Below are 26,681 nucleotides of genomic sequence, written 5' to 3'. Positions count from 1 at the left end.
CACCACTTTTCATCCGGCACGTCCCGCCTGGGGCGCGATGGCGGCTGTCCTGCCGTGGACGGCAGCGCACGCAAGCAGTTGCAACGAAGTCACCGCTAGCATGGAGAGGTAAGCGTGAACATGATCTACCCGGCCGGCCCGGCCCAAGTCCCGGAGGGTTTTACCCGTCCCAGCGGCACCTATGTGCGTCATGCCTGGATCGCAGTGGGTGCCTTGCTGCTGTTCATGGCGCTGTATTTCGCGCTGGCGGCGTGGTTCGTCTACAACGGCATTGTCGAGCTGGGCAGAGTCGCCAGTGGGAACGGTTTGCTGGCCGCCCTGGTGGGCGTAGGCAGCCTGTTCCTGGCGTTCTTTCTGATCAAGGCGCTGTTCTTCATCAAGAAGGGCGCGAAAATCGATGGCATCGAACTGACCCGTGCGGAGCAGCCGCGGCTGTTCGATTTTCTCGATCGCATTGCCGATGATGCCGGCGCACCAAGGCCGCACAAAGTGTACGCGAGCGGCCGCGTCAACGCTGCCGTTTCGTACGACCTGTCATTGCTCAATCTGCTGTTCCCGTCGCGCAAGAATCTGGAGATCGGCCTGGGCCTGGTGAACATGCTCAACCTGGGCGAGTTCAAGGCGGTCTGCGCGCATGAATTCGGCCATTTCGGCCAGCGTTCGATGGCGGTCGGCCGCTGGGTCTATACCGCACAGCAGGTTGCCGTGCACATCGTGACGAGGCGCGATGCGCTGGATTCGTTCCTGCGCGGCTTGTCCCGTCTGGATATCCGTATCGCTTGGATCGGCTGGCTGCTGGGCATCGTGATCTGGGCCTTGCGCGTGATCGTCGATGCAGGGTTTAGGTTGGTGGTGTTGGCCCAGCGTGCGCTCTCGCGCGAAATGGAATTGCAGGCCGACCTGGTGGCGGTATCGCTCACCGGCAGCGATGCCCTGGTGCATGCGCTGCATCGGCTGAAAGTGGCGGACGACGCTTGGGATCGCAGCTTGAATTTCCTGCGTGGCGAAGTGGGAGCGAAGCGTCCGCCGCGCGACATTTTCGCCGTGCAGTACGCTCTGGTCGATCGCCTTGGCATCATCTACAACGATCCTGGTTACTCCAATCGCCCGCAGCTGCCGGCCGAGGGCGGGGCGGCTTTTCGCGTGTTCGAGAGCGAACTGGCACAGCCGCCGCGCATGTGGTCCACCCATCCGATGAACCATGAGCGCGAGAGCAACGCCAAGCGCACCTACCTGTTCGCATCGCCCGACGAACGCAGCGCCTGGTCCCTTTTCGAGCACGAACAGGCCTTGCGCGAGCGCATGACGCGGGAGCTGGCCGGCCAGCCGAACGAAACGCCAGTGGAACTGGACGAAACCCTGCGGCGGCTGGACGAGCAGTTCGCGCGCGAACACCTCAAGTCGGATTACCGCGGCATTTACCTGGGTATGTCCGCCGTACGGCATGCCGCCAACCCGGGCGAGCTGTATTACGAGAATGCCGTGCCGCGCTTGCCGTTGTCGCTGGACGACCTGTACCCGCTGCGCATCGGCGAAGAACTAGATCGCTTACAGGCGCTTGACCGCGAACACGCGTTGCTGTGCTCATTGCGCGATCGGATCTATGACGCGCCGGACGGCGTGATTCGTCATCGCGGCCATATCCTGAAACGCAGCCAGCTTCCGGGGGCGATCGCCGAAGTGGAAAAGGAGCGCACGGGCGTGCGGGCGAACCTGCACTCGACGTTGCGGCGTGTGCGCAGCTTGCACCTGAAAGTGGCCGCGACGCTTGCGCCAGTGTGGCGAGATTACCTGCTCGGCAGCCTGCATGTGCTGCACTACGCCGATCATGCCGAAGCGAATCTGCGCGATGCCCAGGCTGCGCTTGCCAAGGATTACCGCCAGGTTACGGCACGGGGCCGAGTCAGCGAAAACGGCGTGCGCCGTATCCTGGCAGGTGCGAGCGACGTGCATCGCGCGCTCAGCCGGGTTTTCCATGAAGCCGCGACGGTAAAGCCCGGCGCACGGATACTTGCCCGGCTGGGTGCGCCGAGCTGGCCGCAGGCGCTCGGCAATTACGGCTTGCGGGCGCCGGAACGCACCAACATCAACGACTGGTTGCGCCAGATCGACGGGTGGATCAATCACACCGCCAACTGGCTTTCGGCGCTACGCCGCACCACCCTTGATGAGCTGTTGGCCGTGGAGGCATCGATTGCCGCGGCCACACGCGACGAGCCGCTTGCCGAGGCGCCCATCGAAGCGCCCTCCGCCCACGACGAATACCCCACCCTGGTACCGGGCAGCGAACGGGGGCAACAGGCGAGGCAGGGTTTATGGCAGCGACTGGAGGGCGCTGGCGATCGTCTTTCCGGCCTGGGCAGGGCAGCGGCGGCCGTGGCGATCGTCGGCTTCGTGCTGGTATTCGGCTGGCTGCATGAAAGTACCGATGTCACGGTCTACAACCCATTGGATCGCGCGGTGGTGGCGAACGTGGGTGGCCACCGTGTCAGCGTGCAGCCGCATCAGCATGAGGATGTTTCGCTGCGCGAAGAAGGCCATGTCGAGGTGGAAGCACGGACGGATGACGGCGAGCCGATCGAACATTTCACCGCGCCGCTCAATCGCTCCGACGACAAGATCATCTATACCGTGGCGGCTGCCGCTCCGCTGCATTCGTGGACGGCTTCGTATGGCTCCGCACCCAAGATTGCACCTTCGCTGGTGCAGCCCCAACGCTGGCAGGTGGTGCACGCCGATTTCGTGTTCGCGCAACCGCCGCACAGCATCCAAACCAACTCCGGTGAAGGTATGCGCAGCGTGCTCGATGGCTTCGACGCGTTGCCGCCTGAATTCTATGCCGAGCAGGTCAACGATCAGCATGCGGCCGCGGCGATGCTGCTTGCGCATGTACGGTTCGATAAGCCTGGTTCGGCCAATCTGGGCAATTGGCTGGAGCTGGCGCGCAACTTGCCCGGTTTCAACGAAGTTTTTGCTGCGCGGCGCAAGCATTTCCCGATCGACGTGGATGCGATGCGTCTGGAACAGGACCACGACGTGGGTGCCACGCATGACGAGGTTTGCGCACGCGACGAGGCGCTCGCCAAGGCGGCGCCGGAACAACCTGATCTCGCCTACGTGGCGGTACGTTGCATGCAGTCAGGAGCGGAGCGCGACCGCCAATTTACTGAAGGTGCACAGCGCTGGCCGCAATCGGCCTGGTTCAATTTCGCAGACGCCTACATCGACACTCAGCAAGGCAACTATCAGCAGGCGCTGGAGAAATATAGCAAGGCGATGCAAAGCCCAACGCTGCGCGATGCCACCGCGGCGGAAGTGCTGCGCCTGTCGCGTCTGGTCGATCCAGCCGGCACGCCAGAACGGCAATCGAAACTGCTCGCCCTGTCGCCTGGGCTTACCAGCATTTTGTTGTTGGAGCCTGGTCAGCCCATGCAGGAAGGGCCTTATCGTGCGCTGTCCCTGCTGAGCGAGGGGCGGCTGGACGAAGCGGTGATGGCAGCTGCCCACACGCAGGTGGAGGGGCATGTATTGCGCCTGGCAGCGGCTTCGCAGGGAGCTTCGTACCTGCTGCGGTCACGCGTATCCGCATTGCCCAAAGGTACGGGCATCGACCAGCAGACCGTATGGCTGGCGCTCGCGCAGGGCGATGATGCCAACGACCCTGCCGTTGCCAAAGTACTGGAAGACACGGAAGCGCATTACGGCAAGGAAGGGCGTGACTGGGTGCAAGGCATGCAGCGTTTCGTGGAACTAGCGCGACGCGGCGATGCGACGGATGCCGAGCGCGCCTTGAGCGGGGTGCCGATGGAAATGCGCGCGCAGGCTTACGTGGCCGGCATCTACCTGCTTGGACCGCTGGCGCCGGATGCATGGCGGCATTTTGCCAAGGCGATACTGTTTGCGGGAGAGAGACCGTTTTTGGGGTGAGGTGCGGCTTGTGGCGGTCGCCAAGCGTGTAGGCTGGGATGCTAATCCCAGCTTTCCGCGCAGCATCCCGATGCTGGGATTGTCATCCCAGCCTACGCGCTTGCCCCAACTCTCACGCTACAGGGCAACGCCTTTGCTCACGCACGCCACCGCATCATGCGGATGCAAACTCTCCCAATGCTCCACCCGCACATGAAAATCCTCGATGCGCTCATCAGCGTCCAGCGCACGATGAATACGTCGCGCAGCATCTTCGCAGAACATCAAGTTCTCGCCGTTGGCCAACGCAAACGCCTGCTCGTCTTCCCGCTTGACCGCGGTCTGCACCGGCGTACCCAACGCCGCTTCGACACGATCCAGCAGGTCAATCAAGTCCAGAGGCGCGCCGAACTTAAAACGTACTCGCAACCGGGCCACGCTGCGTTGCGCATGTGGCGTGGCGACGATGCCCCTTTCGCTGCCCAGCCAAGCTGAGACGACAGCATGGTCCAACGGCAGGTCTGTCGGAAAATCCTGGGCGAATTGCCGTTGGATCAATTGGCGGGACAGGGCGGCCGAAGCAGGGCAAGTGGATGAATAAAGCACCTCCGTGCCGAGTTCCAGTCGGACGCCTTCGCGATCGAGGCTGGCCTCGATCGAAACCGGGTAGCTGCGCCAGCCACTGTTGCCGCTGCGCAAGGCACGGCGGCGTATCAGTGGCTGGAAGTGGATGGCTATGCGCGCGCTATCGGCGAGGTCGCGATGCGATTCCAGGCAGGCCTGCAGCAGTGAGGCAAGCATGCCGGTGTGGAGCGCATGACCGCCAAGGTATTCATCGATCAGCAGATACAAACGCGACATATGGATGCCGCGCTGGTCCTCGCGCGTCAAGTTGACAAAGGCATCCACCTTGGCGCTGATGCGCTGTAGCGTGCCGTTGCCCGCATCGAACAGCACCGGCATCTCGATGCCCTGCATGCCGACCGCGTCCAGTTTGCTGCCAAGCTGCGGTTGCCGATGGCCGGCAATGTCGGGCATCAAGCCCATGGCGGTGCTGATAGGTTTCATTAAAGATGCTCTGATCTATTGCGCACACTCGGCATGATGTTCAGAAGGACCGCAGGCGTAGGCTGGGATGGCAATCCCAGCTTGCTATGCGGCATCTCGATGCTGGGATTGCCATCCCAGCCTACGCGCGCCTGCCGACGCCTGGGCAGTCAATGCGTGGCTCGCTGCGGTTCGTGCAGCGCGGCTACGGCAGATGCGGCGTTCACTTCGGTTACGCCATGGGAAAGCTTGCTGCTTTTCAGCAGCAGGTCGCGCACCGCATATGCATCCAGTCGCGGCGAGACGGAAAGCAGCAGGGCGACAATGCCGCTTACATGTGCGGCGGCCATGGACGAGCCGGAGGTGAAGTCGTAGCCGCCACCCGGTTGGGTGGTAAGAATGTCCTTGCCGGGAGCGCTCAATACGTCCGCCGGGGCCGGTGCGGCATCGCTGACGCGTACCACGATGACGCCGGGCGCGTTGTCGGGAAATCCGCTGAGACGTCCATCCGGCGGCAAGGCGGCCACCACGATGCGACCCTGGTTGAGCAGTTGCGCCAGCAGCTTGTCCAGCAAGGGATCGTCAGGGCCACCCAGGCTCAGGTTCACGATGCGCGCATCGGTATCGATGATTGCAGCCAGTGCCTTGGCGAGCGTAAAGGTATTGCAGCGCGCACCGACCTGCGGCGCTGGTGCGTACCAGCATGCCTTGTACAGGCTGAGCACGGACTTGGGTGCGATGCCGACTATGCCTTGGTGATTGTCGGCATCGGCGGCAATCACGCCGGCGACTTCCGTGCCATGGTGATCTTGATTGAACGCGGTATCACTATCGTCCACCATGTTGTGAGTATCGTGGATACGCCCTTGCAGATCCGGATGCGTGAGGTCGGCGCCGGTGTCGACCACCGCGATGTGCACGCCTTCGCCCTGGCTGACGCTGTGCGCGAGCTCCGCGTCGGTTTCCACGAAACCGCGTTGCAGATCGACGTAGGGATCGTTGTAGCGATGATGCGTTTGGGCCGCTACCGTTGCATACACCGAATAATCCTGCAGCGGCTGCGCGAGCTTTACGCGATCATCCTTGGCGAGCGTCTTGAGCAATGCCTCGCGATCCGTTCCCGCGGGTGTTTTTACCACCACGCAATACACGCCGAGTGCCTTGATCGGCCAGCCGGTGACTTCGTCCAAGTTGTAGTGCCGCTTCAGTTCGGCAAGGGCGGAGACGGCACGTTGCCCGGCGCCGTAATAGCCGGCCGGCACGTAACCGAGCAGGCTGGAGCCGGCATGCAGGGCAGGGGGATCGATCGGATTGGCAACCGCCAGCACGATGTCGCGCTGGCTGTCCATGCTCGATACAGGCGATGCATGACTGGCATCCGCCGCCGCAGTTGCATGCACACTCAGGCAGGCAACGGCCGCGGCAACCGCAAACGCTGAGTATCGTTTGGCGCCCCGTTTCATGGCGCGCCGGTCACCGGTTCTGCCAGGCGGATGCCGCGCGCGGCGCGCAATTGCTGCAGGGTGTTTGGTTTGATCGACTTGGCGCTGACCGGTGCAAGTGTGTAGGCGCCGACATCGTTGGGGCCGCCCACCACCTGCAACTGCAGCGAATGCAGCAAGGCATTCCAATCGCCCAGCGTCATGCTGGCGTCGGGGACGACCCGGAGCGTGCCCGACGTCGCAGGCGCAGGTTCTTCCTGGCTGAGTGTGCGGTAGCTGGCTGTTTGGTCAGTCGACCACATCTTCAATCCCAATGCGCCGATCCCGATGGCCTGGATCAGTATCGCCGCCACCAGCGCACGGGTCAGCCAGCCGCCTGCGCGTGTGCGCTTGGGTTCTTCCGCCGCCGGTGTGTCGAGACGGCCGAGCAGGCGTTGCAGGCCGGCTTCCGCATCCACCTCGACTTCGGAGGGAAGGGACATGGCTTGCTGCAGGCGCTGCTGCTGCGCGAATTCGGTGCGGCATGCTTCGCATTGCGCCAAGTGGCTCGCGAGCCAATCGGCTTGTTTCTTGGTCGCCCTGTTCTGCAGCACCCAGGGCATCATTTCCCATGCACGCGGACAGTCTTGGCCAAAATAGGTAGCTAACATCTTCATGGTACCTGATCGTTGCGCTCTTTAACGGTGATCGAGCCTTCAGCTAGGGCAGGTAGTACATTGCGCAGCTTTACGCGGGCATGAAACAGCCTTGCTTTCACTGTGCCTACCGGGCATTGCATGATGGTGGCTACGTCGTCGAGGGTGTGTCCTTCTCCGTACACCAGTTCTACTACTATGCGCTGGTCGGTAGACAGGCGTTCGAGCCCTTTGCTCAGCCAGTCGCGCAGTTCGCGGTCCTCATCCGGATCGTCGGCAGGTGTGCGATCTTCCGGGATGCTGTCCTCGACCGCCTCTTCGCCATGCTGTCGCAACGCCTTGAGTCCGCAGCGGTAGGCGATGCCCATGATCCAGGTGGACACGCGCGAATCGCCGCGGAAGTCGCCGGCTTTCTGCCAGGCGATCCAGAAGCAGTCGTTGATCACTTCCTCGATGATGTCGGGGCGCCGGGTCAAGCGTGACAGGAATCGGCACAATCGGCCGTGGTAACTGCGATACAGCGTAGCTAGCGCGGTCCGGTCGCCGGTGGACATGCGCTGCAGCAACACACGGTCGGTAGCATCAGCGGGGACGTCGGCGTCGTTCATGATTTTTATGACCCGATAGCGTTAGTTCACTGGATGAGTGCCGCTTAAGCGCTAGAAGGTTGCTTTTACGTCAAAAAGACCACGAGATCGTGGCGACCCATGGGGCAGCTGCCATGCCTCGCTGCGATGGATCCGTGGCGACACGGTCCAGCTCCACCCGCCAGGCCTCATAGGTCCAGGCCAGGCCTAAGTGGCCATAGCCGTAGTATGAACTCGAACGTTGGCGGTGGTAGAGGTAGTAGTGCCCGCCGTAGTAGTAACCCCAGTCGTCCTGGGTACCGTAGGTGGGGGTACCGTGATAGATGGCCGTGGACAGGGGCTGGGCTACCCCCAACCCGGCGGAAAGCGAGAAGTGCGCCGGCAAGGGCCAGTGAAAATCCACGTCGGCGGCGCCGCGCGGCTGGTGGTTGCCGCCGCGGGTGAGTCGGATGGCCGACAGGCCGAACGTGAGCACGTCCCGGTACATCCAGCTGACCCCGGCTTCGGCCCGGTCAAAGGCGCGCCCGCGGGCATTGCCCGGGTAGGTGTAATAGACCAGTCCCGCCTGCATGCGCCAGTCATCGGCAAGCGACCAGTAATGCCCGGCCTGGGCCAGGGCTTCGGAACCATGGCCGGTCGAGCGCAACTGGGTGCCAGCGGACAGCCCCAGCACCCAGCCGTTGGCCGAAGTCCAGGAGGTGGCCGCTTGCAGGAAGGGCGTGACCGGCGTGATCGCCAGGCCACGATCGACCAATTGCGAACTGAGTGCCACGGTGCCGTTGAGATTGCTCGTCTGGGCACGCAGGGGTATGGCGAGGACCGCCATCGACAGCGTGGCGACAGCTACGCGTAAAAAAGTGTAGTGACGAAGCGGGTGCGATGCCTTCATGGTCCGGTCTTTTCAGGTGCACGGCGCCACCGCCGCGGCAGCTTGTCGGCCACGGCGGACACACAGCCCATCATCAGTGGCCGGGGGCTGTTGTGGGGCATCACTTCATGCTTTGGGTAACCGTGCGTCGCATGGGCTATGACGGTTTCGCCTCACCTGGAACATGGCCAGCTTATAGTCGATCCCATCGGACAAGGGAATGTCATCAATGCAGGGTGCCCAGGTAGGTAATGAGGTCATCCAGCTGTTTGGGATCGTCCAGGCCGTCGTATTTCATCCGGGTACCGGGGTTGGCTTTCCGGGCCGGTTGCGACAGATACCAATGCAGTTTGTCGGTGGTCCAGGTCCATTTGCCCTGCGTGAGCGCATCCGTATATTTGTAGTTCGGCGCCGTGCCGGCCGGGCGCCCCACGATGTCGAACAGGCTCGGGCCTTTCTTGTTCTTGCCCTGCTTGGGGCTATGGCATTCGGCGCATTCGGACTTGAATACATCCGCGCCTGCACTGGCATCGCCAGCCCTAACCATAGGCGAAGCGAGCATCCATCCGATCAAAAGCCCCGCTATGGCCGAACCACGCAACCCATGCTCCAAAAATCGTTGGCTCACTACTTCGACTCCTGTTCGTGCTACTAGGATGATTCGGTTGTTCAAACGGGGGCGATAAAAAAGGCTGTAGGCTGGGATACCGATCCCAGCTTTCCCCGTGCTCGCCCGATGCTGGGATTGACATCCCAGCCTACGCCGCTACGTCGGTTGCTGTCAGAACGCGACACTGGCAAAAATCACGAAGGCATTCAGATCCCTGGCGTTGGTCATCGGTGCGCCCGGCGGCGCGCCGAAGACATTGTCGCTGCTGCCGTTGAATTTGTTGAAGTGGAACCACTCCACGGCCAGCCGCAAGTTGGCAATGGTCGTGAAGGAGTCGTCCTTGCCGAACGGAGTCCAGAACACGGTGAGCGAGTTGCTGGAGGTATCCGGTTCGCCATACGGCACATAGCGCACGATGTCGTGCGTACCGGTGCTGACCATGTGGGAGATCGTCACGCCATAGCTCTGCTTGAATACATAAGTGGCCGTAAGCGACTGGTCATGCACCACGCCGCGAGGCAGCGCCACGAGGCCGGGAATGGGGCCGAACGGCGTAGTGGCATAGCGGCGGCGCTCCATGATGTTCACGTAGGCAAGCTGCACGATGTTCTCGTGGTTGCCCAGGTACTGATACGTTACGTCGTAGCCGAGATCGGTGAGGCTTTCGCTCGGGCCGCTGCGTGGCAGCTGGCGTTTGGTGGTTAGGCCCACCAGGCCGGCGGAGACGAACTGGCGCTTGAAGTCCCGCAGATAGGCAAAACGCGCATACACCGTGTCGCTAAGCTTGCCGGGATCGCCGGAGATCCGATAACCAAGGTTGTTCTGCATCGAGGTCGGCAGAGAATTGTAGGTACCCAGCTCGCCATACCAGTTCTTGTCGTACAACGCGTAGAGACTGGCTCCGTACACGCGGTGCGCCAGCGTGTTTGAGCTGGATGGGTTGAGCAGGGTGCCCGATACCGTGGGTGGCCCGTTCAAGGTGGCCGCGGGCAGGGCGTCGACCGGATCATCGAAGCCTGGATTGTTGTTGAAACTGACGCCGATCAGCGCTTCCTTGTCGGCGAGTTTCAGATCCTTCGCGACAAAGCGCAAATCGACGTCGCTCAACTGCGTATTGAATTTATTGTTGCCAGTGTTGTAATCCGCTACTTTCACGAAGCCGCCCACATGGTCGGAGACGCGTCCGGCCAGGTAGATATCCGCTTCGCTGAGCTGGTTGCTGCTTTGGCCTTTCGCAGGCACGGTGCGCGTGCCGTTGATCTGGATGGCGGCCGGGATCTTGGTGCCCTGGCCATCCGTATCGGTGTAGCCATTCATTTTGAAGCGCATGCCATAAGGCGTTAGCGCGGGACCATAGGCACCCGCATGACAGTCAGCGCAAGCGGAACCGGTCTGCCGTGCGTACGCAGGCACTGCATGCGCCGTCTGTGCGGCGATTAGCGGCAGGGCGGCAAGGCCGTACCACAAATGCAGTTTCCTGGGCCGGCACAAGGCGCGTCGGTGCAGGAACGTTTGCATGGCATTCTCCTTGTCTGGTGGATACGGGTCATTCATCGCGCTGGCGCTGCAGCAACATGGTCCGCAGCAAGCCGTCGCGCAGTACAAAGTGATGCCAAAGCGCCGCCGACACATGCAGCACGACCAGCCCCAGTAGCAGCCAGGCGACTTGCGTGTGCCACTGCTGCAAGGTATCGGCAAGATCTTCATCGGCTGCCACCAGTGCGGGCAGGGTCAGTCCAAACAGATGTACCGGCTTGCCCTGTGCGTTGCTGAGCGCCCAGCCAAGCAGGGGCTGGATGAGCAGCACGACATATAAAGCGATATGTACCAGTCCCGCCGCGGCGCGCATGGCGAGGGAGGGCGTGCCCACGGCCGGCAATTTGCCGATGCGGATACGCACCCCTACTCGAATGAAGAACAAGGTGAGCACGACCAGGCCGAAGTGGCGATGGATTTCCAATAACCATTGTCGCGCAACCCGTGTCGCCACTTCGTCACGGATCAGAATGGCGGTCACGCCACCGAGCAGGCACAACACGGTAAGCCAATGCAGTACTACAAGCTTGCGCGGACGCGCGGGCACCGCTTCCCTGCCGGCCGTTTCGTTGTACGTCGCCATTGTTCTCCCCGTGGCCCAAGATGACTCAAGTCTGCTTCGACATGTGCTTGCGCGGGGCGGAAGGAGACCTTTGCGGGTGAGTGCGGGCAATAGGGGGAAAGGTTGCAGCCGGCTAGATTTTTCTCCTTTTGACCAGGCGTGGCGAATCGCGTCGGCTTTTGTCCTGAGGGAGGGACGCCAGGCATACGCAACCTTTTCCTGAGGTCTCGGCACTCAACTGCGTACACCACCCTGGCAACATGACAGCGGGCCGACCATGCAAATCCAACGAGTCCAGCTGCAGCAGCATGGCGACGAGCGCGGCATGCTTGTTGCCTTGGAGAGGGATCGCAATGTGCCGTTCGAAATCCGGCGCGTGTATTACCTGTTTGCGACCAAGCAGCAGGTCCATCGCGGCCAGCATGCGCATCGTCATCTCAATCAGCTGGCGGTGACGGTGCGTGGTTCGGTGAAGTTTCTGCTCGACGACGGCAGTGGGCCGGTGGAAGTGGTGCTGGATGACCCCTCGCAGGGCTTGCTGCTGGGAAGCATGGTGTGGCGGGAAATGTACGACTTCAGCGAGGACTGCGTGCTGATGGTGCTGGCCGACCAGCTGTACGACCCGGCCGACTACATCACCAACTACGACGAATTCCTGCGTGAGGTGAACAGCTCCGTGCTGCGGGGGGACATGGCCGCATGCCAAAGCCTCTAGTCCTCATCGGCGCGGGCGAGTTTGCACAGATCGCCTGCGAATACTTCCAGCATGACAGCGACTATGAGGTCAAAGCCTTCAGCGTCGAGCGCGAATACCTCAAGCAGCCGACCCTGGCTGATCGCCCAGTGGTCGCGTTCGAAACGCTTGCCGTCGACTATCCGCCATCGGAAGTGGAGGTGTTCGTGGCCGTGCCGGCCAGCCAGCTCAATCGGCTGCGCACGCGCCTTTACCGGGAAGCCAAGGCCAAGGGTTACCGTTTCGCCACGTACGTCAGTTCGCGCGCCTTCGTATGGCGCAACGCCGAGGTGGGGGAAAACAGCTTTATCTTCGAGAACAACGTGATCCAGCCGTTCGTGCGTATCGGCAACAATGTCGTGCTGTGGAGCGGCAATCACGTCGGGCATCGTACGGTGGTGTGCGATAACGTCTTTGTCGCTTCGCATGCGGTGATTTCCGGTTACTGCGAAATCGGCGAGCGCAGCTTCATCGGCGTGAACGCCACGTTCAACGATCACGTAAAAGTCGCGCCCGACTGCATAATCGGTTCCGGCGCGCTGGTGGTGAAGGATACGGAGCCCGGCAAGGTCTACGTCGGTTCGCCGGCGCGCGCGTTGCCCGGTCGCTCAAGTCTCGATGTGAGTCTTTGACGCCCATGTACACCTGGACCAAGCGTGGACTGGTATTCGAGCCTGCGCGGCATGGCGTGGGCGGCTGGATGCAGCATTCGGCGCTTACCCCTACACCGTACCGGCTTAACAGCGAAACCATTCGCGTCTATGCGGGGTTTCGCGATGCGCAAGGTGTGAGCCGCATCGGTTATGTCGATGTGCTGGCCGATGATCCCACGGTGGTCTTGCGGGTCAGCGCCGAACCGGTGCTGGATATCGGGCGCGACGGTTGTTTCGACGACAACGGCATGATCCTCGGCGACCTGGTCGACGCGCCGGGCGGGCTGCACATGTTCTATGTGGGTTTCCAGCGTGTGGCCAAAGCCAAGTTCCTGGCTTTTACCGGCTTGGCGCTTTCCCGCGACGGCGGCGAAAGTTTCCAGCGGCTGCAAGAGACGCCGATCCTGGAACGCGCACCCGGCCGCAGCACGATCGCCGCCGTGCATTCGGCGATGTGGGAAAACGACCGTTGGCGCCTGTGGTACGCAGTAGGCGATGACTGGGAGCAGATCGGCGGCGAGCCGTATCCTCGTTACCACATCCGCTATCTGGAAACGCACTCGCTAGCCGAGATGCCGCTCGAAGACAACGTCTGCCTGCTACCGCGCGGCACCGAATACCGTATCGGCCGGCCGCGCGTGTATCGCATGGACGGCAGGTATGTCATGTACTTCACGCGCGGCAATGTCACCGGGGAATATTTTCCAGGGCTCGCCTACAGCAACGATGGCGTGCACTGGGAGCGGCACGACGAAGCCTTGGGTCTGGCGTTGTCGGCCGATGGCTGGGATTCGCGCACGCTTTGCTATCCCGCCTTGATTCGCCAGGGCGACAGCTGGCTGATGTTCTACAACGGCAACGACATGGGCGTGGATGGCTTCGGCGTGGCCCAAGCCCCTGCCGTGCCCGTCGACGGTGCAGTGCATGTTCACGCTTAGTAGCTATGCGCCTACCGACACCGCGCAATGGGATGCCGTAGTAGGGCATTCCAGGAACGGCAACTTTTTGCATCGGCGCGCTTATATGGATTACCACGCCGACCGCTACACCGACGGCTCGCTGGTCGTGAAGCGCAATGAGGAGGCGGTGGCGGTATTTCCCGTCAGCGTCAAGCAGAAGGTGGCGACCAGCCATGGCGGCCTTAGCTATGCCGGGTTGATAGCGACGCGCGCCATGCGTGCCGAATGGACGATGGAAGTGTTCGAGCGGATCGGTGAACACTACCGTGCGCATGGCGTGGAGCGCATCATCTACAAAGCTGTGCCGCACGTTTTTCACGCGTATCCCGCCGAAGAGGATTTGTACGCCCTGCATCGGCTGGGCGCGCGCCTGATGCGGCGCGACGTGGCTTCGGTGATCGCCTTGCGCGAGCCGTTCGGCTTTACGGAAGGGCGCAGACGGGCCGTCGCCAAGGCGAGGAAGTCGGCGATCCGTATGCACGTGGGTAGCGACCTGGCGGATTTTCATGCGTTGCTGTCCGAAGTGCTGCGCAGCCGCCACGATGTGGCGCCGACCCATAGCTTGGCGGAACTACGCTTGCTGCAAAGCCGCTTTCCGCATCAGATCGTGTTGCACGAAGCGCGTGACGAAAATGGCTTGCTGGCCGCCGCGCTGATTTATGACTTTGGCCGGGTAGTGCATACGCAGTATCTGGCGGCTTCGGAACGGGGGCGTGAGTGCAATGCACTGAATCTGCTGCTGGCGGAGCTGATCGAGCGCATTTATGCGGACCGGCATTACTTCTCGTTCGGCATTTCGACCGAGCAGGAGGGGCGGGTCCTCAATGGCGGCTTGATAGCACAGAAGGAGTATTTCGGAGCACGCGCCGTGGTGCATGATTTTTACGAGTGGATGTTGTGATGGGCCTGTATTTCCATGCTTGCCATGATCTGCTCCCTCCCCTGCTTGCAGGGGAGGGCTGGGGTGGGGTGAAACCAACCTCGCGGCAAGCTCAAGCAACCCCACCCCAACCCTCCCCTGCCACGCAGGGGAGGGAGCAACAGCATCTGGCGGTGTGACATGGATATCCCCTTCCTCAACCTCCAGGCCATCAATGCCCGGCACGCTGACGAGCTGAAAGCGGCCGCCGCAAGAGTCATCGATTCGGGCTGGTACATCCTCGGCCAGGAGCTGGCCGCCTTCGAGCGTGAATTCGCCGATTACTGCGGCGTGCGGCACGCCATCGGCGTGGGCAATGGATTGGATGCGCTTGCGCTGATATTGCGGGCCTACAAAGAGCTGGGCCAGCTGCACGATGGCGACGAAGTGATCGTGCCTGGCAATACCTTCATCGCGAGTTTCCTCGCCGTCACCGAGAGCCGGCTGGTCCCGGTGCCGGTGGAACCGGACTCGGCCAGCTTCAATATCGACCCGTCCGCGGTGGAGGCGGCTATCGGACCACGCACACGTGCGATCATGGCGGTGCATCTGTATGGGCAGTTGGCGGATATGCCGGCCTTGGCCGAATTGGCCAATCGCCACCAGTTGCTATTGATCGAGGACGCGGCGCAAGCGCACGGCGCGGCGAGCGGCGGGCGTAGGGCAGGGGCGTTGGGGCACGCGGCAGGCTTCAGTTTTTTTCCCGTCAAAAATCTTGGCGCGCTGGGCGACGGAGGCGCGGTCGTCACCAACGACACGCTGCTGGCGGATCGGGTCGCTGCGTTGCGCAATTACGGCTCCGCCGAAAAGTACCGCCATCTGTACCAGGGCATCAATTCGCGACTGGACGAACTGCAGGCCGCCTTGTTGCGGGTGAAGCTGAAGTACCTGGACGAGGACATCGCGCGGCGCCGCCAGGTGGCGCTGCGCTATCGCGAAGGCATACGTCATCCGCAAATTGGCTTGCCTTCGGTAGCCCATGAAGAGCAGCACGTATGGCACCTGTTCGTGGTGCGCTGCGCGCAACGCGATGCCTTGCAGAGGCATTTGCAAGCCCATGGCATCCAGACCCAGGTGCATTACCCGATACCGCCACACCGGCAATCGGCTTATCCCGCGTTGCGTGACGTGCGCCTGCCATTGACCGAGCGCTTGCACGAGGAAGTCCTGAGCCTGCCGATCGGGCCCGTCTTGCATGACGAGGAAGTGGAGCGTGTCATCGCCGCTTGCCAGTCCTTCGAGGGGAACGCATGAATATCGTGCGCGCTGGCTTCTATTCCACTTTGGCCACCGGCGCACGCCTGCTGGCCGGACTGGTGGTGATCAAGCTGGTGGCGTGGCTGGCCGGGCCCGAAGGCGTGGGCAGGCTGGGGCAGTTCATGAGCCTGATGTCGCTGCTGGCGGTGCTTGCGGGCGGTGGCATCAGCGCGGGCATCGTCAAATACGTGGCCGAATACCGACATGACGCGCAAAAGCTTTCGCGCCTGCTGGCGGCCGCCTTGTGGTACGCCCTGTTTGCTTCCTGCCTGATGGGGTGTGCGGCGTTGTTGCTGAGCAAGCAACTCTCGTTGTGGCTGCTCGGCGATGCCCGTTACGAAAACCTGATTCGCGTGCTGGCGGTCGCCCAGCTAGGCATCGCGTTGGCCAACTATATTCTGGCCGTGCTCAACGGCTTCATGGATGTGCGGCGGCTCGCCTTCATCCAGGTACTGGGCTCGGCACTCAGCGTAGTGATGGCGGTGGGCCTGTCGCACTGGCTGCACTTGTATGGCGTATTGCTGGCGCTGGTGGTGGGGCAGCTGCTGTTGCTGGTGGTCGGACTGCCTGCATGGCGGCGCAGCCCCTATTTCGAGCGCGGCATGCTGCGTATGCAGTTCGATCGCGAGATGAGCCTCAAGCTGGCGGCATTCTCCGTGATGACGCTTACCTCGGCGCTGCTGCCGCCGCTGATCAATATCGCGGTGCGCAATCATCTGGCCCAGCAATTGGGCTGGGAACAGGTGGGCTATTGGCAGGCGGTAAGCAAGGTATCGGATGCCTACCTGCTGTTCCTGACCAGCGCCATCAATATCTATTACCTGCCTAAGCTGGCTTCCACGCATGGGCGCGAGTCGCTGGCGGCCGAGCTGCGCAATGCCTATCGCCATCTTTTGCCGGCGGTGATCGTTCTGGCGGCGCTGGTTTATGCGTTGCGTGACTGGGTCACGCGCTTGCTGTTCAGTGCGGACTTCACTGCCGCCAATGCGCTGTACGGCCCGCAATTGTTCGGCGACGTGATCAAGATCGCCTCCTTCATGCTTTCGTACCTGATGCTGGCCAAGGCCATGACGCGGCTGTTCGTGATCTCCGAGTGCGTGTTCGCGCTCAGCTACCTGGCCCTGGTTTATGTCTTCACGGCATCGTTCGGACTGATCGGCGCAATGTACGCGTTCGCGGTCAACTATCTGTTCTACCTTGCGTTCAACGTGGTGGTCGCGCGACGTTACCTGGGGGCATTATGACGACAGCAGCCAGCCACCAGCCGATAAGCACTTCGGCGGAGCCGCTCGTATCCGTGTTGATTCCGGCCTACAACCACGAACGCTTCATCCAGCGTTGCCTGGACAGCGTGCTGGAGGATTCGTATCCGGCCAAGGAAGTGGTGATCATCGATGACGGCTCTACCGACCGCACCGGTGAACGCATTGCCGAATGGGCGAGCCGGTACGGCCAGCAGTTGCGGGTCGAATATGTGCACCAGGGGCAGAATCGCGGCGTCGCCGCCACTTTGAACGAATTGGCGGCACGCGCGCACGGCGAATTCCTGCGCCTGGGCGCCAGCGACGACTACCTTCTGCCAGGTGGCCTGGAGGCGCAAGTACGCTACCTGCAGAACCATCCGCGCAAGCGGGCGGTGGTCGGCGATTCGATCGTGGTGGACCAATACGGCAACAAGCTGCACGACAGCGGCATGCGCGACTTGTATCACGCGGATAAGCGTCTATACCGCACCGACGAGGGTATTCGTCGCGCGGTGATCCGCCACTGGGCGATCGGCGGTCCGGTTGCCTTGCTCAGGAAGAGCGCGCTGGAAACCGTCGATCGCTGGACCGAAGGGCTGCGCATCGACGACTGGGATTTTTTCCTGCGCCTGGCTGCGCGCGATGCGCTGGGTTTCATCGACCTGCCGGTTTGTGCCTATCGCCTGCATGGCAACAACATGAGCAGGACGCGGCATACGGCTACGCGCATCGTCAACCTCACCGAATCATGGCGGGTCGCGCGACGCAGTACTGAGCTGTTCGACGAGCCCTATCGCACCTTGCTCAAGGCGCAGTCGCATTACATCAGTGCCAAGATTGCCTTCCTGCAAAAGCGTTCGGTTTTGCTGAGCTGCCACATGCTGGCCTATCTGTCGCTGTTGGCCGCATCGAAGGTACGCCTGCCGCCCGCCGGCAGGCTGGTGGAGAAGACATGAATCGGCTGCTGCGCCTGCCGTCGGTCTATCTGTCCGTGCCAATCCTGCTGGCCTGCGGGCTCACGCTGCTCAGCTACAATCTGCCGGGTGACTACTTGCAAGGCATGCTGCTGCTGGTGGTCAGCGCGCTTGGCATCTTGCTGTTCGACGTGCTTGCCGGGCCACGCTTGCCACCGATGCATGCGTTTCGTGCGCGCGGCTACGTGGGCACACGGGAGTCGTTCGTGGCCCTGGCTTACGCCGCAGGCATCACGGCGTTCTGTCTGCTGGACTTGCTGCTGTTCCCGATTCCTCTGCTGGACAAGCCTTCCGCGTACGCCACGATGGAGGGTGGCCACGAGCACATCCGGCATATTTCCGACATGTGCTGGACCCTGCCGCCGATTGGCGTGCTGTGCGCACGCAACAAGTGGCTGCGCAATCTGCTGATCGTGATCGGCGTGGCGTTCCCGGTGCTGGTGATCGATCGCAACCGCTTGCTCGCATCGCTGTTTTCGCTTGCCCTGGTGGTGCTACTGCGTCGGAACGAAGCCAAGCCGGTACCGTGGAAAGCAGTGGTGTTCCTCGGCGTGCTGGGCGCGAGCATGTTCTCCATGCTGGGCATCCTGCGTTCGGGCTCGCTGGATACGGTGGCCTTGCCGTTCAGCGACATGTATCGCGCCGCGCCGCAGGGCATCAAGTGGCTGCTGCTCTATATAAGCGCCGGGCCGTACAACTTCGGCTCGATTCTCGCCAAGCACTACGTCAATGCGAGTTTCCTGGTCAACCAGCTGGTACCGGGCGCGGGCTCCATCGCCACCGCCGGCACGGATATTCCGCTTGACGCGTCGAACATCAACGTCGGCACCGAGTTCTTTCCGTTCCTGATTGCGTGGGGGGCGATGGGGGCGGTGCTGTCGATAGTTGGTCTGTATGCCTTGCTGGCATGGAGCGTGCGCCGCATGTGTCCGGCCGTGGCGCTGTTTCCCTTGCTGATTTTCCTGCGCGTTGCCTATTGCTGCGTCATGTCGCCGTTCGCCCCGCAGGCCTACACCTGGACCAATGCAGGCTTCATTGGCGTGTGCCTGGCGCTGCAGGTGCTGGCGGCATGGCTGCCGAGCAGGTCGCAACCCCTCCATTCCATCCCATGAGCCTGACACCTATGCAACGAGACGAAATCTACCTGATCGACATGTGGCGGCTGTTGTGCCGGGAGTGGCTGTGGTTCCTGGCCACGTTCGCCGTGGTGCTGCTGGCCACCATTGCCTTCATGTTCACGCTGAAACCGCAATGGCAGGCCAGCGCCTGGATCCAGATCGGCCAGGTCGGCGCGGCTCCGTCGGGGCAGGATCCCAAGGCCGAGCCGCTGCAGCGCGTGCTGGAGCGATTGCAGCTGATTCCGTTCCAGAACCAGACGCTGCAAAGCATGGGCATCGACCCGAAGTCGCCTGAAGCGGGTCTTTATCGCAAGAGCTTCAAGCTGGAGCCGTTGGCGTACGCCGGACCGCTGATCAAGCTCAGCGTGCGCGCGCACTCCCCGCAACGGGCGCGTGAGCTGGCCGAAGGCACGGTGGCCCAGCTGCAGGGCATTCATCGTGGTCTGGAGGCGACGCAGCTGAAGCTTGCCCATCAACGCCTGGATGAAATTCAGAGCAATCTTGAGAGCGTAAAGGCCGAAAGGGATCGATTGCAGCAGGTCGCCACGCAGGGCAAGGACAATCTCGCCTTCGTGCTGATGACCGGCAAGAACGACGAGATCCGCGCGCTGGAGCAGACGCGCAACGAACTGCTCACACGCCTCAGCGCCACTTATACCTATGACACTTCGCTGATGTGGCCGGTATACGTGCCGGAGCATCCGGTATTTCCCAACCCTGTACTGATGTATGGAATGGGTGTGGTGTTGGGCCTGTTCGCGGGAGTCGTGGCGGCGGTGGCCAGGAATGCGGCCAGACGCAGGGTGGCGGTGTCCACCAAAGTGCAGCACATCGCCGCCGGCGTGTAGCGCGCAGGCTGGGCTGCCAATCCCAGCTTTGCCATACAACCAAATCACCCACGAACCCGCACTCACTGCGTGCCCTATGCCGACCCGGTGGAGACCGTAGTGAGCCGTACGTTAAAACTGGAAGCAGGAAGCCCCCCGGCAACCCTGAGCGAAACGCAGCTGCTCGATACCCAGCGCGCCTTCGATAGCGTTGCCCCGGACTATGACGGGCCACGCGGCAACAACGAACTGATCCAGCGCATGCGTCTCACGCTGTGGAACAGCGTGAGCAGCGAAGTCCCTGCCGGCTCGCGCCTGCTCGATCTGGGCTGCGGCACAGGCATCGATGCGGTGGAATTTGCACGGCGCGGTTACCAGGTGGTCGCCAGCGACTGGTCGCCGCGCATGGTGGAACGCACGCAGGCACGGGCGACCGCGGCAGGTGTTCAGGCGCAGGTTGCGGCGCTGCACGTCGGCGTGCACCAGCTCGACCGGTTGGAGGGCGGCTTTGACGGCATCTATTCCAATTTCGGTCCTCTCAACTGCGCGCCGGACCTGGGTGACGTCGCGGTCCAATGCGCGCGCCTATTGCAGCCGGGCGGTAAGCTGGTGTTTTCGGTGATCGGGCGCATCTGCCCGTGGGAAGTGGGCTATTACCTGTTCAAGCGGCGCATCAAGCGTGCTTGCGTGCGCGCTGCGCGCGGCGCCACCGCAGTGGGCATGAATCGCCATACGATCTGGACGCATTACTACCTGCCGCGCGAGTTCTATCGCACCTTTGCAGCCCATTTCACGCTGAACGGCTATCGAGCTATGAGCCTGTTCATGCCGCCGCCCTACCTGGTGGAGTTTTATCACCGCCATCAGTCGGCTTGCGATCGGCTCGGCCGTCTGGATGATCGCTTTGGCGCACTGCCGGGCTTGCGCGACATGGGCGATCACTTCCTGATCGTGATGCAGCGGCGCTGAAGCCTATGGATGCATCAGCGACCCGGGCCCATGTCAACCTACACCACGCTGTCACGGTGACGCCCGATGGTGTGACGGGAGCAGCTTTGTCGATCAGGGCAGGGCGCATGGATGCCACGCCGGCGCCGCGGGCTTACGGCGTGGACCTGCGCGATCACCTGGTTTTCCCCGGCTTGATCAACGCGCACGACCATCTGCACGTCAATGCCATTCCCGCCTTGGGCGGCCATGCGCCTTTTCCCAACAGTTATGCGTGGATTCGCGCGTTCCAGGAGCATTTCCAGGCTCCGGAAGTGATGGCCGCGCTGCGGTTGCCCAAGGCCTTGCGCATGCGGCACGGCGCGCTGAAAAATTTGCTGGCCGGTACCACCTGTGTGGCGCACCACGATCCCTGGCATCCGGTGCTGGACGAGGAAGATTTTCCCGTCGCGCTGTTGCGCGACTACGGCTGGAGTTATGCGCTGGGCTGGCCCGAGTATGGGCCGCCGGTGCGGGAGAGTTTTGCCGCTACCCCGGCGGAACATCCATGGCTGATCCATCTCGCCGAAGGCACCGATGCGGTGGCGCGTGCAGAACTGGCACAGCTGGATCAAATCGGCTGCCTGGCCGGCAACAGCGTGTTGATCCACGGCGTGGGTCTGAGCAGCGAGGACATCGAGCGCGCGATAGCGCAAGCCGCCGCGGTGGTGTGGTGTCCCAGCAGCAATTTGCGCTTGCTGGGGCATACGCTGGACCCGCGTCGCCTGTGCGCGGCAGGCCGGCTTGCGCTGGGCAGCGATTCACGGCTCAGCGGAGCGCGCGATCTGCTGGACGAATTGGCTGGCGCGGTCGATCGATATGGCCTCGATCCTGCACAATTGCTCGCGCTGGTGACTACGCAAGCTGCGCATATCCTGCGCATGCCATCGCGCGGTCACCTGCAGCCGGGTGCGGTGGCGGACCTGGTGGTCGTCGAGGACCTCGGCGGCGATCCCGTACGCAGTCTGGCTGGGATTGCACGCAGCCAGATTCGCGCCGTCCTGCGTGATGGCATGCCGCGCATCGCGGACCCGGATTTCGCCGAATGGTTTGCCGTAGCCGGGGTGGATGCGGTGCCGGTGACGCTGGATGGCAGGCCGAAGCTGCTCGCCAGCGCGCTAGCAGATCCGGCCTTGCTGGCGCTTGAGCCGGGACTCGAACTGGCTGCGGGGCCATGCAGCGATGAGCGCGTGCTTGTGGCGGCAAGCGGGGGTCTCGGATGATGACCCGCGCGCCCGTGCTGTCACCGATGGAAGCTTACGCGATGTGGGCACCCCACTATCCGGCGCGCGCCCACAACCCGGTGATGCTGGCCGAAGAGCGCGCCATGCTCGGACTGATGCCGGCGGACCTCAATGGCTTGAACGTGCTCGATGTCGGTTGCGGCAGCGGGCGCTACATGCTGCATGTCTTGCGGCGCGGCGCATCACGCACGATCGGCGTGGATCTTTCCTCGGCGATGTTGCAGCGTGCCTGCACCGAGCTGACTGCAGGCCGATTCGACGCGGGCATCGGGCTCGCACAAGGCAGCATGACCTCGTTGCCGGTGCTCGATGCCTGGGCGGACCTGACTGTTTGCGGACTGGTCGTCGGGCACCTGGAGCGTTTGCATGACGCCTTGCGCGAATTGCACCGCGTCACCAGGCCCGATGGCATCGTGCTGTGCAGCGACTTCCATCCGATCGGTCCGGCGCTAGGTTGGCAGCGCGATTTCAAGCATGACGGACAACGTTATGCGGTGCGGCATACGCAACATCTTTACAGCCATTGGCACGCGGCGTGTGCGGCGCTTGGATGGGTGATCGAGGATGTGCTGGAACCGATGCTTGATCCGATGGACATTCCGGCCGAGGCGAATTTTGATCGTACGGCATTGGCTGTGCCGGTGGCGTTGGTGTTCAGGTTGCGTAGAGGCTGAGTGTCTTGTCGATAACCTCAAATTTCCTTGCCGTGTGGAATGAATAGCGAGCGATCTACATCCTTATGTCCCAATCCCCCAACACACTACTGATCAATCCCACCATCACCACGTCGCGCGTCAATGCGCGTTTTCCGCTGTCCTTGCTGCACCTGTCCGCCGCTCTGGACAAACACGGCAGCAGCGAAATCGTCGACGGCAACGTCGACCGCGACCTGGTCGATGCCAGCTTGCGCAAGCTGGAGCAGGGCCGCTTCGATGCGGTGGGGGTCAGCGTGATGGGCGGCCCGCAAGTTGCTCCGGCGATTGAGGTGTCCAAAGCTATCCGCGAGCGCTTTCCCGCCACGCCCATCATCTGGGGCGGCTACTTTCCCACGCTACACACGGAAACCGCCCTGGCAGCCCCCTACGTCGATTACGCCATCCGTGGCGAGGGCAAGGAGAGCCTGCCGGAATTGCTGAATGCCTTGCAAAACCCGGAGCCCGCGCTGGCCAGTATCAGCGGACTGTCATGGAAAAACGGTGGCAGCATCGTGCACAACCCGAATCGCCATTTTGCGCTGCCCGATGATGGCCATGTGCTCCCCTACGACAAGCTGGGCGATCCGCGCCGCTATCTGGCAAGCACTTTTCTGGGCCGGCATACAGCCGCTCACCAGGCCGCCATCGGTTGCCGTTTCCGTTGCACGTTCTGCGGCGTTGCCGCGATGTTCGGCGGCACCACGATACTGCCGGCCGCGGAGCGCCTGGAACGGGACTTGAGCTACCTGAAGTATGAGCTGGGCGCCGATTCGGTGCTGTATTTCGACAACAACTTCTTCGATCGCGAAGCCGACATGATCCCTCTGCTGGAGGTGATGGCGAAGCTGGAAATGCCATGGTGGTGCTTCGCCCGCGCCGATGCATTGCTGAAGCTGTCGGAAAGCACGTGGAAGCTGGTCCGCAAGAGCCGGCTGAAGATGGCCTACATCGGGGCGGAATCGCCCAACGGCCAGATGCTGAAGGAGATCCGCAAGGGCACGCGGCCGGACCAGACGCTGCAAGTGGTCGAGTTGTGCCGGCGCAACGGTGTGATTCCGGAACTGTCCTTCATGGTGGCGCCACCGCAGAATACCGAGGAGGAAACCGAGCATACCTTCGAGTTCATCCGCGAGATGAAACGCATCAACCCGCAGACGGAGGTCGTCGTCTACATCTACACGCCGCTGCCGGAGAGCAGCCGGCATGAGAAGGATCGTGGCAAACGACCCGCCACGCCGTTGCTCGATCTCAACGGCGAACCGGTGGTATTTCCGACAACGCCCGAAGAATGGACCCAGCGGCAATGGGTCGACTATGCCTGCCATGTCGATGCGCCGTGGCTTACCGACAAACTACGCCAGCGCATCCACGATTTCGTTACGGTGCTGCGCTGCCGCTATCCCACCGTGCAGGACTTGCGCTCGCCGCACTGGGCCAAGCGCAGCCTGAGTGCCATGGCGACGTGGCGCTATCGCTATCGCTGCTATGACCGGCCGTGGGAACTGAACCTGGCCAACCGGCTGGTGCGCCTGCGCATACCGCAGGTGTCGGGGGCGTAGATGCGAAAGGAAACCGTGCACGTCACCCATATCAATTTCCTGCCCGCTCCAGCGGGTCTCTCAGCGGCCGAGGTATTCGAGCACTGGCCCTCGGTGGTCGATATTCCCGAAGCCGCGGCCAGCTCCGGCATCAGGGTCTCGGTCATCCAGGCCGCAAGACACAAGGAGCGGCTGACGCGTAACGGTATCGAGTACCACTTCATGCCGGTCGGCCGTGGCAAAACACTGCTCGACCGCGGTTATCACTTCGCGGACTTGCTTGACCATCTCAGGTCAAACGTCTTGCACGTGCATGGTCTTGGGTTCGGCGATCAGGCTTTAGCCATTTCGCATTACCTGCCACGCTTGCCGGTGCTGTTCCAGGACCATGCCGACCGGCCGCCGCGCTGGTGGCGGCGATCGCAATGGCGAGCTTGGTACGCCGATGCGGCGGGCGCCACCTTTACCTCGCTCGAATTGGCCAAACCTTTTACCGCGGCAGGCGTGTTCGGAGCCGGGACGCGACTGTTCGCGATACCCGAGTCGAGCTGCCGTTTCACGCCGGGCGATCGTGCGCAAGCGCGCTCCGAGAGCGGCCTTTACGGTGATCCATGCGTCGTGTGGGTAGGGCATCTAAGTGGCGGCAAGGATCCATTGACCGTGCTAAGCGGAGTCGCGCAAGCCGCCGAGCAACTCCCAAGCCTGCAGCTATGGTGCGCCTTCGGCAGCGCGCCGCTGCTCGCCCAGGTACAGCAGCGCATCGAGCAAGATGCAAGGCTGGCCGGGCGCGTTCATCTGCTTGGCAAGGTTCCGCACGAGCGCATCGAGCGGCTGATGCAATCGGCCGATCTGTTCGTTTCCGGCAGCCGCGCCGAAAGCTGTGGCTATGCGTTGCTGGAAGCCATGGCTTGCGGAGCGTGCCCGGTGGTTACCGATATCCCATCGTTTCGTGCCTTGACGGATGGCGGACGCATCGGTCAATTATGGTCTTGCGCTAATGCCGCGAGCTTGGCCGACGCGCTGGTGCGTGCGGCCGGCAAAAGATCTTCTCCAGCGCAGGTGCGCGCGCATTTCGAGCAAAAGCTTTCGTTTGAGGCGCTCGGCCGCCAATGGGCCGAAGCTTATGCGCAAGTGCTGGCTGGGACTGGCCGATGAAGCTCGCCCTGGTCCTTCCCGGCGGCGTGGACCGAAGCGGTGAACGCGGGGTGATTCCCGCCTTCCTGGCGCTGATCGAGCGCCTGGCGCGCCAGCACGAAGTGCATGTTTTCGCGCTGCATCAGGAAGCGCAGGCGGCACAGTGGGAGCTGGCCGGCGCGCACATCCACAACATCGGCGAACGCTGGACACGCCTGCGCGCCATCGCGGCGATCACTGCCGAGCACCGGCGAGCGCCCTTTGACCTGATCCAGGCCATTTTTTCCGGATCGTGCAGCCTGGTCGCTGTCGTCGCCGCAAAATGCCTGCGTCTTCCAAGCCTGGTGCATATCGCCGGCGGCGAACTGGTTGCCTTGCATGAGATCGGCTACGGCGGCCGGCGCAAATGGAAGGGCCGTTTGCGCGAAGCGCTGGTGTTGCGCAGTACCGAGGTGGTTACAGCGGCCAGCATGCCCATCATCGATTCATTACGTGCCCTGGAATTGGACCCGGTACGCGTACCGCTGGGCGTTGACCTCAACAAGTGGCCTCCGCTTACGCCACGCCGGCGCAGTGCCGAGCGTGCGCGCCTGGTCCACGTGGCCAGTCTCAATCGGGTGAAGGATCAGCCGACCTTGCTGCGGGCGATGGCGCTGCTGGCCAAGGAAGGCGTGGACTTCCAACTGAACATCGTCGGCGTTGACACCTTGCAAGGCGAGTTGCAAACACTGGCACGCGAGCTGGGCCTGCAGCGTCAGGTGCGTTTTCTCGGCTTCAAGACCCAGCGTGAGCTGCGGCCGATCATGGAAGCCGCGGACTTGCTGGTGATGTCGTCTTTGCATGAAGCAGGGCCGTTGGTGCTGTTGGAAGCGGCCGTTGCCGGGGTGCCAACGGTGGGGACAGCGGTTGGGCATATAGCGGAGTGGTCACCCTTGGCGGCGCTGGCGGTACCCGTGGGCGACTGGGAAGAACTGGCCGAAACGATACGCCGCGTGCTGGATGACGAGGAACTGCGACTGCAACTGGCGACAAGGGCACAGCGCAAGGCGTTGCTGGAGGATGCCGATTGCACCGCACGGATGTTTGAGTCCTTGTATCAGCGTTTGCATGGCGCCCACGTCGCTCTCTTTGCAGGTCGCTCGCTCTAGGGATGCTCTGATCTATTCCACGTGCCCGGCATGACGTCCAGAAGGCCCGCAGGGCGTG

General features: G+C 62.5%; 24 protein-coding genes. 16 read left to right on the top strand and 8 right to left on the bottom strand.

Translation table 11 applies throughout. The features are described 5' to 3' along the window. Window positions 1–120: 120 nt before the first annotated feature. Window positions 121–3,927, top strand: a complete 3,807-nt coding sequence (locus QQJ96_RS00120; protein WP_284329892.1) for a M48 family metallopeptidase — start codon at window positions 121–123, stop codon at window positions 3,925–3,927. 117 nt (window positions 3,928–4,044) lie between these two features. On the opposite strand, the gene folE2 is transcribed toward QQJ96_RS00120, so the two are convergent. The 8 genes from folE2 to QQJ96_RS00080 form a co-directional block, all read right to left on the bottom strand. Next, complete coding sequence (gene folE2, locus QQJ96_RS00115) at window positions 4,045–4,974, bottom strand: GTP cyclohydrolase FolE2 (protein WP_284329836.1); 930 nt, start codon at window positions 4,972–4,974, stop codon at window positions 4,045–4,047. A gap of 149 nt (window positions 4,975–5,123) precedes the next feature. Further along, window positions 5,124–6,416, bottom strand: a complete 1,293-nt coding sequence (locus QQJ96_RS00110) for a S8 family serine peptidase (RefSeq protein ID WP_404649102.1) — start codon at window positions 6,414–6,416, stop codon at window positions 5,124–5,126. Continuing rightward, window positions 6,413–7,045 carry an anti-sigma factor gene (locus QQJ96_RS00105; protein ID WP_284329891.1) on the bottom strand — a complete coding sequence of 211 codons (633 nt, stop codon included), beginning with the start codon at window positions 7,043–7,045 and terminating at the stop codon, window positions 6,413–6,415. Before QQJ96_RS00105 ends, QQJ96_RS00110 begins: the two co-directional genes overlap by 4 nt. Before the next feature lie 2 nt (window positions 7,046–7,047). After that, window positions 7,048–7,638 (bottom strand): RNA polymerase sigma factor, encoded by a 591-nt coding sequence (locus tag QQJ96_RS00100; RefSeq protein ID WP_284329835.1) that lies wholly within the window; start codon window positions 7,636–7,638, stop codon window positions 7,048–7,050. Window positions 7,639–7,708: 70 nt separating this feature from the next. Beyond that, window positions 7,709–8,506: a TorF family putative porin gene (locus QQJ96_RS00095; protein ID WP_284329834.1), complete on the bottom strand. Its 798-nt coding sequence runs from the start codon at window positions 8,504–8,506 to the stop codon at window positions 7,709–7,711. A gap of 205 nt (window positions 8,507–8,711) precedes the next feature. Further along, window positions 8,712–9,047 (bottom strand): c-type cytochrome, encoded by a 336-nt coding sequence (locus tag QQJ96_RS00090; RefSeq protein WP_284329890.1) that lies wholly within the window; start codon window positions 9,045–9,047, stop codon window positions 8,712–8,714. Window positions 9,048–9,266: 219 nt separating this feature from the next. Continuing rightward, a complete protein-coding gene (locus tag QQJ96_RS00085) occupies window positions 9,267–10,613 on the bottom strand; it encodes a cytochrome C (RefSeq protein WP_284329833.1) in 1,347 nt (448 codons plus the stop codon). A 28-nt stretch (window positions 10,614–10,641) separates the two neighbouring features. Beyond that, on the bottom strand, window positions 10,642–11,214 hold the full coding sequence (locus QQJ96_RS00080; protein ID WP_284329832.1) for a cytochrome b: 573 nt from the start codon (window positions 11,212–11,214) through the stop codon (window positions 10,642–10,644). A 256-nt stretch (window positions 11,215–11,470) separates the two neighbouring features. Here QQJ96_RS00080 and QQJ96_RS00075 point away from each other — a divergent pair, with 256 nt between their 5' ends. The 15 genes from QQJ96_RS00075 to QQJ96_RS00005 all read left to right on the top strand — a co-directional run bounded on the left by QQJ96_RS00075 (window position 11,471) and on the right by QQJ96_RS00005 (window position 26,623). Continuing rightward, window positions 11,471–11,908, top strand: a complete 438-nt coding sequence (locus QQJ96_RS00075; protein ID WP_284329831.1) for a sugar 3,4-ketoisomerase — start codon at window positions 11,471–11,473, stop codon at window positions 11,906–11,908. Then, window positions 11,893–12,558: an acetyltransferase gene (locus QQJ96_RS00070; RefSeq protein WP_284329830.1), complete on the top strand. Its 666-nt coding sequence runs from the start codon at window positions 11,893–11,895 to the stop codon at window positions 12,556–12,558. The genes QQJ96_RS00075 and QQJ96_RS00070 overlap by 16 nt, the downstream gene beginning before the upstream one ends. A 5-nt stretch (window positions 12,559–12,563) precedes the next feature. Then, window positions 12,564–13,517, top strand: a complete 954-nt coding sequence (locus QQJ96_RS00065; RefSeq protein ID WP_284329829.1) for a glycoside hydrolase family protein — start codon at window positions 12,564–12,566, stop codon at window positions 13,515–13,517. Continuing rightward, entirely contained in the window at window positions 13,504–14,439 is a 936-nt protein-coding gene (locus tag QQJ96_RS00060) for a GNAT family N-acetyltransferase (RefSeq protein WP_284329828.1), read from the top strand. The genes QQJ96_RS00065 and QQJ96_RS00060 overlap by 14 nt, the downstream gene beginning before the upstream one ends. Window positions 14,440–14,598: 159 nt before the next feature. Further along, the gene (locus QQJ96_RS00055; RefSeq protein ID WP_284329827.1) at window positions 14,599–15,711 is read left to right on the top strand and encodes a DegT/DnrJ/EryC1/StrS family aminotransferase; all 1,113 of its coding nucleotides are present in this window, start codon (window positions 14,599–14,601) and stop codon (window positions 15,709–15,711) included. Beyond that, window positions 15,708–16,958 (top strand): O-antigen translocase, encoded by a 1,251-nt coding sequence (locus QQJ96_RS00050; protein WP_284329826.1) that lies wholly within the window; start codon window positions 15,708–15,710, stop codon window positions 16,956–16,958. Before QQJ96_RS00055 ends, QQJ96_RS00050 begins: the two co-directional genes overlap by 4 nt. Then, window positions 16,955–17,914 carry a glycosyltransferase family 2 protein gene (locus QQJ96_RS00045; RefSeq protein ID WP_284329825.1) on the top strand — a complete coding sequence of 320 codons (960 nt, stop codon included), beginning with the start codon at window positions 16,955–16,957 and terminating at the stop codon, window positions 17,912–17,914. Before QQJ96_RS00050 ends, QQJ96_RS00045 begins: the two co-directional genes overlap by 4 nt. Continuing rightward, window positions 17,911–19,044, top strand: coding sequence for a hypothetical protein (locus QQJ96_RS00040; RefSeq protein WP_284329824.1), 1,134 nt, complete (start codon window positions 17,911–17,913; stop codon window positions 19,042–19,044). Before QQJ96_RS00045 ends, QQJ96_RS00040 begins: the two co-directional genes overlap by 4 nt. Window positions 19,045–19,055: 11 nt before the next feature. Then, window positions 19,056–19,898 (top strand): Wzz/FepE/Etk N-terminal domain-containing protein, encoded by an 843-nt coding sequence (locus tag QQJ96_RS00035; protein WP_284329823.1) that lies wholly within the window; start codon window positions 19,056–19,058, stop codon window positions 19,896–19,898. 117 nt (window positions 19,899–20,015) lie between these two features. Then, window positions 20,016–20,846, top strand: a complete 831-nt coding sequence (locus QQJ96_RS00030) for a class I SAM-dependent methyltransferase (RefSeq protein ID WP_284329889.1) — start codon at window positions 20,016–20,018, stop codon at window positions 20,844–20,846. A gap of 5 nt (window positions 20,847–20,851) precedes the next feature. Further along, window positions 20,852–22,087, top strand: a complete 1,236-nt coding sequence (locus QQJ96_RS00025) for an amidohydrolase family protein (protein WP_284329822.1) — start codon at window positions 20,852–20,854, stop codon at window positions 22,085–22,087. Continuing rightward, the gene (locus tag QQJ96_RS00020) at window positions 22,087–22,782 is read left to right on the top strand and encodes a class I SAM-dependent methyltransferase (protein WP_284329888.1); all 696 of its coding nucleotides are present in this window, start codon (window positions 22,087–22,089) and stop codon (window positions 22,780–22,782) included. The genes QQJ96_RS00025 and QQJ96_RS00020 overlap by 1 nt, the downstream gene beginning before the upstream one ends. Before the next feature lie 65 nt (window positions 22,783–22,847). Further along, a complete protein-coding gene (locus tag QQJ96_RS00015; RefSeq protein ID WP_284329821.1) occupies window positions 22,848–24,362 on the top strand; it encodes a B12-binding domain-containing radical SAM protein in 1,515 nt (504 codons plus the stop codon). Beyond that, window positions 24,363–25,496, top strand: a complete 1,134-nt coding sequence (locus QQJ96_RS00010) for a glycosyltransferase family 4 protein (RefSeq protein WP_284329820.1) — start codon at window positions 24,363–24,365, stop codon at window positions 25,494–25,496. It abuts the gene before it with no gap. Next, a complete protein-coding gene (locus QQJ96_RS00005; RefSeq protein ID WP_284329819.1) occupies window positions 25,493–26,623 on the top strand; it encodes a glycosyltransferase family 4 protein in 1,131 nt (376 codons plus the stop codon). The genes QQJ96_RS00010 and QQJ96_RS00005 overlap by 4 nt, the downstream gene beginning before the upstream one ends. Window positions 26,624–26,681: the final 58 nt, after the last annotated feature.

The organism is Dyella flagellata, assembly GCF_030160275.1.
Lineage (GTDB): Bacteria > Pseudomonadota > Gammaproteobacteria > Xanthomonadales > Rhodanobacteraceae > Dyella_B > Dyella_B flagellata.
The sequence above is the reverse complement of the archived record's forward strand: the minus strand, read 5'-3'. Positions and strand labels throughout refer to the sequence as shown.

What these genes read in the sequence shown, in the direction of transcription:
- QQJ96_RS00050 (WP_284329826.1), top strand. Translation starts at nt 15,708, where the DNA reads ATGAATATCGTGCGCGCTGGCTTCTATTCCACTTTGGCCACCGGCGCA.
- QQJ96_RS00075 (WP_284329831.1), top strand. Translation starts at nt 11,471, where the DNA reads ATGCAAATCCAACGAGTCCAGCTGCAGCAGCATGGCGACGAGCGCGGC.
- QQJ96_RS00035 (WP_284329823.1), top strand. Translation starts at nt 19,056, where the DNA reads ATGCAACGAGACGAAATCTACCTGATCGACATGTGGCGGCTGTTGTGC.
- QQJ96_RS00100 (WP_284329835.1), bottom strand. Translation starts at nt 7,638, where the DNA reads ATGAACGACGCCGACGTCCCCGCTGATGCTACCGACCGTGTGTTGCTG.
- QQJ96_RS00055 (WP_284329827.1), top strand. Translation starts at nt 14,599, where the DNA reads ATGGATATCCCCTTCCTCAACCTCCAGGCCATCAATGCCCGGCACGCT.
- QQJ96_RS00015 (WP_284329821.1), top strand. Translation starts at nt 22,848, where the DNA reads ATGTCCCAATCCCCCAACACACTACTGATCAATCCCACCATCACCACG.
- QQJ96_RS00085 (WP_284329833.1), bottom strand. Translation starts at nt 10,613, where the DNA reads ATGCAAACGTTCCTGCACCGACGCGCCTTGTGCCGGCCCAGGAAACTG.
- QQJ96_RS00025 (WP_284329822.1), top strand. Translation starts at nt 20,852, where the DNA reads ATGGATGCATCAGCGACCCGGGCCCATGTCAACCTACACCACGCTGTC.
- QQJ96_RS00095 (WP_284329834.1), bottom strand. Translation starts at nt 8,506, where the DNA reads ATGAAGGCATCGCACCCGCTTCGTCACTACACTTTTTTACGCGTAGCT.
- QQJ96_RS00120 (WP_284329892.1), top strand. Translation starts at nt 121, where the DNA reads ATGATCTACCCGGCCGGCCCGGCCCAAGTCCCGGAGGGTTTTACCCGT.
- QQJ96_RS00080 (WP_284329832.1), bottom strand. Translation starts at nt 11,214, where the DNA reads ATGGCGACGTACAACGAAACGGCCGGCAGGGAAGCGGTGCCCGCGCGT.
- QQJ96_RS00060 (WP_284329828.1), top strand. Translation starts at nt 13,504, where the DNA reads ATGTTCACGCTTAGTAGCTATGCGCCTACCGACACCGCGCAATGGGAT.
- QQJ96_RS00105 (WP_284329891.1), bottom strand. Translation starts at nt 7,045, where the DNA reads ATGTTAGCTACCTATTTTGGCCAAGACTGTCCGCGTGCATGGGAAATG.
- QQJ96_RS00070 (WP_284329830.1), top strand. Translation starts at nt 11,893, where the DNA reads ATGCCAAAGCCTCTAGTCCTCATCGGCGCGGGCGAGTTTGCACAGATC.
- QQJ96_RS00020 (WP_284329888.1), top strand. Translation starts at nt 22,087, where the DNA reads ATGACCCGCGCGCCCGTGCTGTCACCGATGGAAGCTTACGCGATGTGG.
- QQJ96_RS00010 (WP_284329820.1), top strand. Translation starts at nt 24,363, where the DNA reads ATGCGAAAGGAAACCGTGCACGTCACCCATATCAATTTCCTGCCCGCT.
- QQJ96_RS00045 (WP_284329825.1), top strand. Translation starts at nt 16,955, where the DNA reads ATGACGACAGCAGCCAGCCACCAGCCGATAAGCACTTCGGCGGAGCCG.
- QQJ96_RS00090 (WP_284329890.1), bottom strand. Translation starts at nt 9,047, where the DNA reads ATGCTCGCTTCGCCTATGGTTAGGGCTGGCGATGCCAGTGCAGGCGCG.
- QQJ96_RS00110 (WP_404649102.1), bottom strand. Translation starts at nt 6,416, where the DNA reads ATGAAACGGGGCGCCAAACGATACTCAGCGTTTGCGGTTGCCGCGGCC.
- QQJ96_RS00040 (WP_284329824.1), top strand. Translation starts at nt 17,911, where the DNA reads ATGAATCGGCTGCTGCGCCTGCCGTCGGTCTATCTGTCCGTGCCAATC.
- folE2 (WP_284329836.1), bottom strand. Translation starts at nt 4,974, where the DNA reads ATGAAACCTATCAGCACCGCCATGGGCTTGATGCCCGACATTGCCGGC.
- QQJ96_RS00005 (WP_284329819.1), top strand. Translation starts at nt 25,493, where the DNA reads ATGAAGCTCGCCCTGGTCCTTCCCGGCGGCGTGGACCGAAGCGGTGAA.
- QQJ96_RS00065 (WP_284329829.1), top strand. Translation starts at nt 12,564, where the DNA reads ATGTACACCTGGACCAAGCGTGGACTGGTATTCGAGCCTGCGCGGCAT.